This window comes from Sandarakinorhabdus sp., assembly GCF_051860625.1.
Classification (GTDB): Bacteria; Pseudomonadota; Alphaproteobacteria; order Sphingomonadales; family Sphingomonadaceae; genus Sandarakinorhabdus.
Window position 1 is genome coordinate 114,591 of sequence record NZ_JBHYDQ010000006.1, and the last position, 12,092, is coordinate 126,682.

9 protein-coding genes are annotated in these 12,092 nt (G+C 64.7%); 5 read left to right on the plus strand and 4 right to left on the minus strand.

Annotation, left to right across the window (positions count from 1 at the left end; translation table 11 throughout):
- Positions 1-81: 81 nt before the first annotated feature.
- From adh to ACTIEZ_RS07645, 3 genes are all read left to right on the plus strand, one after another.
- The gene (adh, locus tag ACTIEZ_RS07635; protein WP_439546071.1) at positions 82-1,602 is read left to right on the plus strand and encodes an aldehyde dehydrogenase; all 1,521 of its coding nucleotides are present in this window, start codon (positions 82-84) and stop codon (positions 1,600-1,602) included.
- A gap of 249 nt (positions 1,603-1,851) precedes the next feature.
- Positions 1,852-3,021 (plus strand): FIST N-terminal domain-containing protein, encoded by a 1,170-nt coding sequence (locus tag ACTIEZ_RS07640; RefSeq protein WP_439546072.1) that lies wholly within the window; start codon positions 1,852-1,854, stop codon positions 3,019-3,021.
- A gap of 4 nt (positions 3,022-3,025) precedes the next feature.
- Positions 3,026-5,248, plus strand: a complete 2,223-nt coding sequence (locus tag ACTIEZ_RS07645) for a NahK/ErcS family hybrid sensor histidine kinase/response regulator (RefSeq protein WP_439546073.1) — start codon at positions 3,026-3,028, stop codon at positions 5,246-5,248.
- A gap of 5 nt (positions 5,249-5,253) precedes the next feature.
- Here ACTIEZ_RS07645 and ACTIEZ_RS07650 read toward each other — a convergent pair whose 3' ends face one another.
- From ACTIEZ_RS07650 to pedF, 4 genes are all read right to left on the minus strand, one after another.
- Positions 5,254-5,907, minus strand: coding sequence for a response regulator (locus ACTIEZ_RS07650; protein ID WP_439546128.1), 654 nt, complete (start codon positions 5,905-5,907; stop codon positions 5,254-5,256).
- Positions 5,908-6,068: 161 nt separating this feature from the next.
- Positions 6,069-7,829 (minus strand): methanol/ethanol family PQQ-dependent dehydrogenase, encoded by a 1,761-nt coding sequence (locus tag ACTIEZ_RS07655; protein WP_439546074.1) that lies wholly within the window; start codon positions 7,827-7,829, stop codon positions 6,069-6,071.
- 113 nt (positions 7,830-7,942) lie between these two features.
- Complete coding sequence (locus ACTIEZ_RS07660) at positions 7,943-8,818, minus strand: substrate-binding periplasmic protein (RefSeq protein WP_439546075.1); 876 nt, start codon at positions 8,816-8,818, stop codon at positions 7,943-7,945.
- Entirely contained in the window at positions 8,808-9,224 is a 417-nt protein-coding gene (pedF, locus tag ACTIEZ_RS07665; RefSeq protein WP_439546129.1) for a cytochrome c-550 PedF, read from the minus strand. The genes ACTIEZ_RS07660 and pedF overlap by 11 nt, the downstream gene beginning before the upstream one ends.
- Positions 9,225-9,412: 188 nt before the next feature.
- Here pedF and ACTIEZ_RS07670 point away from each other — a divergent pair, with 188 nt between their 5' ends.
- A complete protein-coding gene (locus tag ACTIEZ_RS07670; RefSeq protein WP_439546076.1) occupies positions 9,413-10,369 on the plus strand; it encodes a PQQ-dependent catabolism-associated beta-propeller protein in 957 nt (318 codons plus the stop codon).
- 229 nt (positions 10,370-10,598) lie between these two features.
- A complete protein-coding gene (locus ACTIEZ_RS07675) occupies positions 10,599-12,026 on the plus strand; it encodes a porin (RefSeq protein WP_439546077.1) in 1,428 nt (475 codons plus the stop codon).
- Positions 12,027-12,092 lie beyond the last annotated feature (66 nt).

The window sequence follows — 12,092 nt, forward strand, 5'->3', positions numbered from 1 at the left end:
GCCGAAGCCGGCGGCGCGACACTATGGACGAAACCCGGAGTCGGAATAAGCCGATCAGCATGGGTTTACGGGAGGCAAACCATGTTGCAGCAGGCACTTGAACAGTTGCGTGGCCAGATCGTGATCCGCTCACGCTATGACAATTTCATCGGCGGCCAGTGGGTAGCGCCGCAAGAGGGCCGTTATTTCGACAATCTGTCGCCGGTGACCGGCCAGAAGATCTGCGAGATCGCCCGCAGCCAGGCCGCCGATATCGAGGTCGCGCTGGATGCCGCGCACAAGGCCAAGGATGCCTGGGGCCGCACCAGCCCTGCCGAACGCGCGCTGATCCTCAATCGCGTCGCTGATCGCATCGAGGAAAATCTGCCGCTGCTGGCGCTGGTGGAAACCATCGACAACGGCAAGCCGATCCGCGAAACCACCGCGGCCGATCTGCCGCTGGTTGTCGATCACTTCCGTTATTTCGCCGGCTGCATCCGTGCCCAGGAAGGATCGATCGGCGAGATTGATCATGATACCATCGCCTATCATTTCCACGAACCGCTGGGCGTCGTCGGCCAGATCATTCCGTGGAACTTCCCGTTGCTGATGGCGGCCTGGAAAGTCGCGCCGGCGCTGGCGGCCGGCAACTGCATCGTGCTGAAGCCCGCCGAACAGACCCCGATGTCGATCATGGTGCTGATGGACATCATCGGCGATCTGCTGCCGCCGGGCACGCTCAATGTCGTCAATGGCTTTGGCGTGGAAGCCGGCAAGCCGCTGGCCACCTCCAAGCGCATCGCCAAGATCGCCTTTACCGGCGAGACCGGCACCGGCCGGCTGATCATGGGCTATGCCACCGAAAATCTGATCCCGGTGACGCTGGAGCTGGGCGGCAAGAGCCCCAACATCTTCTTTGCCGATGTCATCGATCATGACGATGATTTCCTCGACAAGGCGCTGGAAGGCTTTTCGATGTTCGCGCTGAACCAGGGCGAGGTGTGTACCTGCCCCAGCCGGGTGCTGGTGCAGGAAAGCATCTATGAACGCTTCATGGAAAAGGCCGTGAAGCGGGTGCAAGCAATGAAGCTGGGCAGCCCGCTTGATCCAGCCACGATGGTCGGCGCGCAGGCATCGGAAGAACAGCTCAACAAGATCCTTTCGTATGTCGATATCGGCCGCAACGAAGGCGCCCGCGTGCTGACCGGCGGTGGCCGCGCCAATATCGGCACCGAAATCGCCGACGGCTATTATCTGGAACCGACCATCCTGGCCGGCAACAACGGAATGCGGGTGTTCCAGGAAGAAATCTTTGGCCCGGTGGTGTCGGTGACGACCTTCAAGGACCCAGAAGACGCCATCCGTATCGCCAACGACACCAGCTTTGGCCTTGGCGCCGGGGTGTGGACCCGCAATGGCACCCAGGCCTATCGCGCCGGCCGCGCCATCCAGGCCGGGCGGGTGTGGACCAATTGCTATCACCTTTATCCGGCGCACGCAGCGTTCGGCGGCTACAAGCAATCGGGCATCGGCCGCGAAAATCACAAGATGATGCTGGATCATTACCAGCAGACCAAGAATCTGCTGGTCAATTATTCGGCCAAGGCGATGGGCTTTTTCTGACCCTCGCCGGCCGGCACAGGTTGCCGCCGGCTCTTCCCAACCCTGCGGCGGCTGCAAGGCCATGCTGCGGGGCGGCGGCACACCAACTTTGGCGGGCATGGCACACCATGCCCGCCTCCTTTTTTGGCAGGTATTTTTTCGTTACCGCGGCACCGTGTACAAAGTTTGCATCTTGGCACCGGCGTTGCTTGTGACATGATGGTCACGATGTCCCAACCCGCGCCCGCCCCTGCTCCGGCTCCGCCACAAATGCCTGCCTTCCGGCCGGTGACCGTTGCCGGTGCAGGCAATCCGGTGCGGGTGGCGCATTCGATGGCCGATGAACCGGAAATGGCGGTGCGTGAAGTGATGCGCGCGCTTGATCTGCCTGATCTGGCCGGGGTGATCCTGTTCTGCTCCAGCCGCTATCCGATCGATGCGCTGGGCCCGGCGCTGGCGATGCGTGCCAACGGCCATGTCATCATCGCCTGCACGTCTTCGGGCGAAATCACGCCGCAGGGGCTGGCCGAAGGCAGCCTGACCGCCATCGGTTTCCCGGCCAGTGATTTCCGCTTCGATGCATTGTGCCTTGATAACATTTCGCAAAACAGCGCTGCCGAAACCCATGACGCCGTGCGCCGCCTGGCGGTGGAGGCCGAGACGGAAGGGCGCGCGCGCTGGGGCCATTGTCATCACGCCGGCATTTTCCTGATCGACGGCCTGTCTGCGCAGGAAGAGCTGCTGACGCTCACCATCCAGAATGCCCTGGGGCAGGTGCCGCTGGTGGGTGGATCGTCGGGCGACAGCCTGGTGTTCCGCGAAACCTTCGTGTTCCACCAGAGCCATTTCCGCCGGGACGCTGCGGTGGTGGCGATGCTGTCGTCGCGGCGGCCGCTGCATGTGTTCCGCGCGCAGCATTTCCGGCCCGGCCCGGCGCGCATGGTGATCACCGGTGCCGATCCCACGGCCCGCATTGTCCACGAAATCAATGCAGAGCCGGCGGCGGAGGAATATGCCCGGCTGATCGGTTCGCGGGTGGCCGATCTGACACCGGCCTTGTTTGCCAGTCACCCGCCGATCGTGCGCATCGGCGGCGAATATTATGCCAGGTCCATCAGAGCCGCCAATCCCGACGGCAGCTTGACCTTTTATGGCGCAATCGATGAAGGCGTGGTGATGACGCTGGGCCACACCGGCGACATCGTGGCCAGCCTGGAGGCCTTGTTTGCCGAACTGGAAGTGCAGGTGGGCGGGATCGACCGCGTGCTCGCGTTTGATTGCGTGCTCAATGGCCTGGAAATCCGCCAGCGGCAGCTCGCGGAAACCGTATCGCGGCTCTATGCGCGGTCGCGGGTGGTGGGGTTCAACACCTATGGCGAACAGGTGCGCACCCTGCACATGAACCAGACATTTTCCGGCCTGGCCATCGGTCGCGGTTGACCGGATGACGGACCCGCCTGTCCGGACCGGCAACGAAGCAGACAGGAAGCGTATCGCTGCGCTGGAGGCGCAGGTCGCCAAATTGTCCCGCATCAACGCGGCGCTGATCGGCCGGGTGGAGCGTGCCACGGATCTGCACGGCACGGCGTTTTCGTTGTTTGAAACCGCCATTGCGTTGGAAGGCCGGGTGCGTGACCGCACAGCGGAACTGGAAGGCGCGATGGACACGTTGGCCACCACCAACGCCGCGCTGGCCATGGCCCGCGACGAAGCCGACAAGGCGCGGCGGCGGTTGGCCGATGCCATCGACAGCATCGATGAAGGCTTTGCGATCTTCGACAGCGACGACCGGCTGGTGCTGGCCAATCAGACCTATGTTTCGTTGTGGCCCGAAGCGGCCGACATCATCCGCCCCGGCGCGCATTTCAGCGAGATCATCAGCACGCTTGCCCGCCAGCGGGTGCCACTGGCGGCGCTGGCGGCGCCCGACGCCTGGGTATCGGATCGGCTGGCGCGCCACCGTATCGCCGATGGCGGCCAGGCCATTGCCCTGTCGGATGGGCGCTGGGTGCAGGTGAATGAACGGCGCACCAGCGATGGCGGCATCGTGGCGATCTACACCGACATCACCGATGTGAAGGCCGCCGAAGCCCGCGATCGCGCCCGCGTGCTGGCCGAGCGGGCCGCCGTGCTGCAGGCAACGCTGGATGCGATGCCGCACGGCGTGGCGCTGTTTGATGCCGGCAAGAAATTGACAGCCTGGAACGGGCCGTTGCTGACCATGCTGAAACTGGCTGACCGCGGCCCGACCGCGGCGGACCGGGTCGCCAGCCACAGCGCCTTCACGGCGTGGAGCCGGCTGGTGCTGCCCGGCGTTGCCGACGTCGGCGCGCTGGATTGGCTGGCACCGGGCAGCGCGGAATCGGTGCATGTCGCTGCGCTGGCCGATGGCCGCAGTCTGGAGGTGCACCGTCAGCCGATGCCGGGCGGCGGCATGGTGATGCGGTTGGACGATGTGACTCAGGCCCGCGCCGCCGCCGCCGCCATCGCGCAACGCAAATCCGATCTGGAAGCGTTGGTGGCCGAACGCACGGCGGCGCTGGAACAGGCTCGCAATCAGGCAATCACCGCCAACAGCAGCAAGACCCGGTTTCTGGCTGCGGCCAGCCACGATCTGTTGCAGCCGCTGAACGCCGCGCGCCTGTTCGTTTCGGCCTTGGCGGGCCGGCGCATGGCCGACGGCAACCGCCTGCTGGTCAGCCAGGCATCGTCGGCGCTGGATTCCATCGAATCGCTGCTGGAGGCGTTGCTGGAGATATCGCGGCTGGATGCCGGCGCCATCCAGCCCGAAATCCGCCCTGTCGCGCTGGCGGGTCTGTTTAACGCGCTGACCGGCGAATTCGCGTTGGCGGCGCAGCGCAAGGGCCTGACGCTGCACGTGACGCCCACCGATGCCTGGACCGCGACCGATCCGCGCCTGCTGCGCCGCATCCTGCAGAATTTCCTGTCGAATGCCGTGCGTTATACACGGGCCGGCAGCGTCACGATGACCGCACGCCACGTGGCCGATGGCGTGGAAATTGCCGTCACCGATACCGGGCCCGGCATCGCGCACGCCGATCAGGCGCTGATTTTCGAGGAGTTCCGCCGGCTGACCACCCGCAGCGAGGCCGAGGAAAAGGGCATCGAGCGCGGGATGGGCCTGGGCCTGGCCATCGTCCAGCGCGCTGCGCGCATGCTCGATCTTAAGGTGGATCTCACCTCCGCGCCGGATGCGGGCGCGACCTTTGCCGTGACGGTGCCAGCCACCATACCGCAAGCGCGTGAGCCTGATACCGACAATATGCGGGGCAGCGCCGGCGTGGGCCGGGCCACCGTGCTGGTGATCGACAACGAACCGGCGATCCTGGCCGGAATGTCCGCGATGCTGGCTGGCTGGGGTTGCCATGTGCTGACCGCACCCGATGGTGCCGCCGCACTGGCGGCTGCCCGTCGCCGGCCGATCGACCTGTTGCTGGCCGATTATCATCTTGCCGATGGCGTGACGGGCGATGCCGTGGTGGAACGGGTGCGCGATGCCTGTGCGCGCCGCATCCCGGCGGCCATCATCACCGCCGATCGCACGCCCGAACTGAAAGACAGTCTGACCGCCGAGGGGCTGGCGATCCTGACCAAGCCGGTGAAGCCAGCGCAATTGCGGGCCTTGATGGGCCGGCTGCTGGCCTGACGAAATCAGGCGCTGGTGCGTTCGCGTTCGGGCGGGGTGAAATGCACCTTGCCGGCCATGATCACCGCCTGGGTGCGGCTGTAACAGCTCATCTTGGCAAGGATCGCCGAAACATGCGCCTTGACCGTGGTCATCGATACATCGAGTTCCCAGGCGATCTGCTTGTTCAGCTTGCCGGCTACCACCAGCCCGAGCACCACGCGCTGCTGAGGGGTCAGGCTGTCGATGCGGTGGCGGATTTCCTCCAGTTCGGCATCATCGGGTGCTGCAAATTCATCCGGCACGAACAGATTGCCGTTCAGAATCGATTGCACGGCCGCCACGATGGCACTGCGTTTCAGGCTTTTGGGAATGAAACCGGCGGCACCATTGGAAATCGCGCCCTGGACCAGCCCGGCCTCCACCGCGCCCGACACGATGACGATCGGCAGCGCGGGAAACCGTTCGCGCAGGGCGGCCAATCCGCTGAAGCCTTGCGCATCAGGCATGTTGAGATCGAGCATGACGAGATCGAAATCGCCTTCGCGATCGATAATCGCCGTGGCCTCCGCGATGCTGGCGGCTTCGAACAATTCGGTTTGATCGAAGGCGACGGCAATCACCGTGCGCAGGCCATCGCGCACCAACGGATGATCATCGACGATCAGCACACGTTCCACGGCCACGACCTCCCCAGGCGGAGAGAATAAGCCGACAGGGCGCGCCTGGGCGATAGGGGCATGTGCGTAAGCGGCGGGGGGCGGCGCAGGCGCGGACGGAGAATCCGTCCGCGCCGCGACTGGGCCGGTATTTGCCTGGCTGACGTGTGCCGGGCTGGCCATCACTTCGGCATCTTGAACACCCAGAGCATGCCGCCCTGGTTGATGTTCTGCACCGATTTGGCGACTTCGCCGCCCCACAGCGGCACGGCGCCGCCCCAGCCCGACATCACCGCCACATATTGTTCGCCATCCTGTTCCCAGGTGACGGGCGTGCCGACCACACCCGACCCGGTGTTGAATTTCCACAATTCGGTGCCGGTCTTGGCGTCGAACGCCTTCAGATAGCCTTCGGGGGTGCCGGTGAACACCAGATTGCCGCCCGTTGCCAGCACGCCGCCCCACAAGGGCGCCTTGTTCTTGTATTCCCAGGCGATCTTGCCGGTGGCGGGATCGATGGCCCGCAGCACGCCGATATGATCGTCATACAGCGGCTTGATGGTGAAACCGGCGCCCAGATAGGCAGCGCCCTTCTTGTAGGCGATGGGTTCGTTCCAGATGTCCATGCCCCATTCGTTGGACGGCACATAGAACATCGATGTCTGCTTGCTGTAGGCCATCGGCATCCAGTTCTTGCCGCCCAAGAAGCTGGGGGCGGCAAACACCACCGTGCCCTTGGTGCCATCGGCGTTCGGCGCGCCGGGGCGGTTGGCCGGGATGGTGATCGGCTTGCCGGCCTTGTCATAGCCGCTCGCCCAGGTGACCTTGGAGACGAACGGCGTCGCCGAAACGAACTTGCCGTTGGTGCGATCGAGCACGAAGAAGAAGCCGTTGCGATCGGCCTTGGCGCCCAGCTTCATCACCTTGCCGTTCACGGTGTGATCGAACGGGATGAATTCATTCACGCCATCGAAATCCCAGCCGTCGTGCGGGGTGGTCTGATAATGCCACTTGATCACGCCGGTATCGGGATCGATGGCCAGCGTGGACGCGGTATAGAGATTGTTGCCGGGCCGCAGATGGCTGTTCCACGGGGACGGGTTGCCGGTGCCCATGTAGATCAGGTTGGTATCGGGGTCATAGGTGCCGCCCAGCCAGGTGGCGCCGCCGCCGTTCTTCCACTGATCGCCCTGCCAGCTCGCGTTGGTGGTGCCGGTGATACCGTTGTCGGCCCCCTTCAGGCTGCCCATATGGCCTTCGATGGTGGGGCGCGACCAGATCAGCTCGCCGGTTTCGACATCGCGGGCCTCCACCTTGCCGACCACGCCGAACTCGCCGCCGCTGTTGCCATAGATCACCTTGCCGTTGATGATCATCGGCGCGGCGGTGAAGCTGTAGCCGGCGGAATAGTCGGCCATCGTCTTGTTCCAGATCACCCGGCCGGTGTTGCGGTTCAGGGCGATGAGATGGGCATCGAGCGTGCCGAAGATGATCTTGTCGCCATGGATGGCAGCACCGCGGTTGACCACGTCGCAGCACGGCATGATGCCATCGGGCAGCCGCGCATCATATTGCCATTTTTCGGCCCCGGTGCGCGAATCAAAGGCAAACACCCGGCTATAGCTGCCGGTCACATAGATGGTGCCGTCATACACCAGCGGCTGGCTTTCCTGGCCGCGCTGTTTTTCCCCACCCAAGCTGGCGGTGAACGCCGGTACCAGCGATTTGACGTTGCCAGCGTGAATCTTGTCCAGCGGCGAGAAGCGCTGGCCCTTGTGGCCCATACCGTAGGTGAGGACATCGCCCGGCGTGGCTTCGTCGTTCATGATATCGGCGTCCATCGGGCCCGTTGCTGGCGCCTGGGCCATCGCCGGCAACGCGCCAGCCATCCACAGGGCAGCGCCAGCCACCAAGCCCGTGTTCAGCCATTTTGCCTTCGTCATGTTTCGTCTCCCCTCTGGTTTGGGCCAATCACCTGGCCGTTCGTTTGCGTGTGCAATTCCATGTTAGGCTGATGCCCGGCGGCAGCCATTGCACCTTGGCCCAACATGCCGGATCAGACCGACCGCTGCGGCGGCACGTGCGTGACGCCATAAGCGGCAAACAGCCTGGTCAGCGTGCCATCGGCTGCAAATCGCTCCATCGCTGCCTCAAGCGCGTCGGCCAGATCGCGGCTGTCGTCCTTGACGGCGATGCCGACATCCCAGCCGGGGCTGGACAATGCCGGGATCGGCGCGCGCCGCTGCTTGATCTGCGGCGCGGCATTGTCGGCCAGCGCATGTTCGATCTGGGCACGCGTGGCCATGGCCACATCCGCCTTGCCGGCCTTCAGCGCATCGAGCGCGGCGGCGCCCGAAAGATAATGCGCCACATTGGCGCGCATCACGCCGCCGAAGCTGCCCGACAGCCAGAAATCCGGCACCGAATCCAGTTCGGCCGCCAGGCGCTTGCCAGCCCATTGCGGCGGCGGCACCTCACAATCGGCGCCGGGCCCGCAGGCGATGGCGAAATTTTCCCGGGCATAAGGCGCGCCGATCACGCAGCGTTCCACCTTCAGCGCGAGCCGACGATCGGTGGGGACGTGCATCATCAGGTCGGCAGCGCTGCCGCCAATCAGCGGCCCGCGCCACACCATGTTGCGCAAGTCGTCCTCCACGCCTTCATCGGCCGGGAAATCGGTGAAGCGCGCCTTGAAACCGATGGCCGCCGCCAGCGCTGTGCCCAGATCCACATCGATGCCGCGCAACACGCCGGCCGCATCGCGCCAGCTCCACGGCGCAAAATCGCGATAGACCGCAATCGACAGCACGCCATCTGCAGCGATCTTGTCGATCGGGCGCGACCAGACCGGGGCCGGGGCGGCCAGCGCGAGCAGGCCCAGCAGCAGCGCCCGCCGGCCAGTCACCGGCCGAGCGAGGGGATCAACCGGCATCGTAGCGGGTATCGAGCCAGGCGCGGATTGCCCACCCGGCCTTCTGGCCAAGCGTATCGCCCATTGCCGGCATGTACACCTTGCCGTCGCGGACGGCACCGTGCTGATAGCGCTGAATATACCACTCGTCGCCGGCGTCATCCTTGTCGAGATAACGCAGATCGGGTGCAATCCCGCCGGAGATGGCATCGAGCCCGTGGCAGCGCGCGCAATTCTGGCCATAGGCGGATTGGCCGATGGCAATCGCCACCGCGTTGCCGCGATAGGGATTGGCCTTCACCCACTCCGGGCCGATATCCGGCAACTTGCTGGTGTCCACCGCCTGCGGCGTCACATCGCCATGGGCTGCCAGTGGCGCCAGCAGTGCCGGGGCGCCCAGGCCCATCACAAGGGCAATTGTGCTCATCGCCATCAATCGGGCCGTGTTCCGTGTCATGATATGCTCCCGTGGCCTGGTGACAGGCCGCCTGTCCGGTGTGTTGTCCCGTGGCATCATATTGCGGCAGACAGGGGTGCTTCGCCCATTCTACCTTGGTCCTAGATGCAGGCTGGCAGGACCCGGCCTAGGGTGTGGCTGGATTTGAGGAATTTGCGATGCTGCTGCGTATCTTGCCATTGGCTACCATGCTGGCCGCGCCGCTGGCTGCGGAAACCATCTATATTTCCAACGAACGCGCCAATCTGATCAGCGTGGTCGATGGTGCCACGTTGCAGGTGAAGGCGAACTGGCCGGTGGGCAAGCGCCCGCGCGGCATCATCCTGTCGAAGGACGGCCGCCATCTTTATGTGTGCGCCAGCGATGAAAATGCCGTGCAGATCATCGATGTCGCCACCGGCAAGGTGATCGCGGATCTGCCGTCGGGGGACGATCCGGAAATGTTTGCACTGTCTGCCGACGGCAAGATGCTGTTTGCCAGCAATGAACGCGACGCGCAGGTGACGGCGATCGACATCGAAGGGCGCCGCGTGGCGTTCCAGGTGGTGGTGGGCGTGGAACCCGAAGGCATGGCCACGTCGCCCGATGGCAAATTTGTGGTCGCCACATCGGAAACCGACAACAAGCTGCACTGGATCGATATCGCCGCGGGCAAGATGGTGGACGAGACCGAAGTGGACATCCGCCCGCGCCATGCCGAATTCACCGCCGATGGCAAGGCGCTGTGGGCCACGGCCGAAATCGGCGGCACGTTGCACTTCATCGATGTGGCCAGCCGCCGCGAGACGGGTCGGCTGAAGTTCGACGTCCCCGGCGTGCCGGCCGACAAGATCTTGCCGGTGGGCGTGCGCTTCACGCCGGATGGGGCCCAGGCGCTGGTGGCGCTGGGCCGCGCCAATCATGTGGCGATCATCGATGTGGCGACCCGCAAGGTGACGGCGCTGGTGCCGGTGGGCAGCCGCGTGTGGCACCTGGCGATTTCCGCCGACGGCCGGCGCGCCTATGCCGCCAACGGCCTTTCGGACAATCTGAGCGTGATCGATATTGCGGCGGCCAAGGTAATCGCCACCGTGCCTCTGGCCCGCGCGCCCTGGGGTGTTGCCGTCGGCCGATAGCGACAGGATCATGGCTGCAGCCGGCGGGCCGCGGTCCTGCCGGGCGGTGATCACGTCAGGCATGTGCCTGGCGGGTGCGTGAAGCCGTGTGCCAGAGTAGATAGAGCGCCCTAATACCCCAGCACGATTTTCCCCGCCCATAGTCCAATACTGGCCTGGGTCACTCTCCGCCAAAGACAGGGTGCAGCCGTCGAGAACGGAGACTGCGAAGATACTTGGGGGAGACCAGATGACCATCACCAAGACCTTGGGAGCCGTCGCCACCCTGGCATTGCTCACCGCCGCCGTGCCGGCATATGCACAGGCCAATTCATCCGCCAATCCGCTCGATGCCACCGATCAGTTGCTGTTGCGGCTGAAGGAAAAAGGCATTTTGTCGGATGAGGAATATGATGCCCTGCTCAAGCTGAAGCAGCAGCAGCCGGCGCCAGCTACGGCCACGGCCTTGCCGGTTGCTGCCCCGCCGCCGCAACAGGCCGCCGCCGAACCGCTGGACCGGAGCCGGCTGGTAACGATGTCCAAATCCGGCGTCGGCATGCAGCTGGGCGACGTGACCTTGACCTTCTCCGGATCGATCAACGGCTTTTATGCGCACGACAGCGGCACCGCCCCCGGCCCGAACACCAATGTGGTCGGCGGGCTGGCGACCGTGGGCGGCAACACATCGGCCGTGCGCAACGGGCTGTTGCCAGGCTTCCTGAAGGTGGACGTGACCACGCAGCAGGGCGGCTGGGATATCGGCGCGCATTTCGGCCTGTATCCGGGCATCAACAGCGTGACCGGCGCCGGCGGCGCCAACAGCGGTGGCAACCCGCAGGCGCTGGCCACCAGCGGCATCGATGCCCGCGAAACCTACCTGACCTTTGGGAAGGCGAATTTCGGCACGGTCACCATCGGCCGCGCCATCGGCCTGTTCGGGCAGGACGCCATCTTGAACGACATCACCCTGCTGTCGGTCGGCACGGCGGCTGGCAATGCCGCGCCATCCAATACCTCGCTTGGCCGGATCGGGGTTGGCTATATCTACACCGATTTCCAACCGCAGATCACCTATTCGACGCCGGATCTGAACGGCTTCAAGATCGCGGCCGGCATTTTCATGCCCCTCAACACCTTCGGTGCGCAGGAAGTGAACGGTACGCCGGGGTTCCAGGCCCGCCTGTCCTATGACGGCAAGTTCGGTGACGTTGGCGTGCATGCCTGGCTGTCGGGCATCACCCAGGATCACAATCCGGTCGGCGGCGTCAGCTATACCGGCCGTGGTCTGGATTTCGGCACCAAGCTGTCCGTGGGCGGCGCGTCGCTGCTGGGCTATTATTATACCGGCCAGGGCCTTGGTACCACCGGGCTGTTCATCCTCTCCACCGACGCAGCCGGCCGGGCCCGCGGGTCGAACGGCTATTATCTGCAGGGCACCTACACCGCCGGCAAGTTCACCGTGGGCGCCAGCTATGGCGAGTCGCGGCTGAACCTGACACCCGGCGAGGTGAACCCCGAACTGCTGCGCAGCAACAGCAGCTATGTCGGGCAGCTCCGCTATGGCCTGACCAGCTGGGTGACGCTGATCGGCGAATATACCCACAGCATGAGCCGCGCGCACGGCGGCAATCGGGCCAATTCCGACACGCTGGCAGCCGGCGCTATCCTGTTCTTCTGACGATATTGCCCCAACCCGGCGGCTGGAGCGCCGCCGGGTTGGCTTTTCCTCGCTCCATCTGGAAAT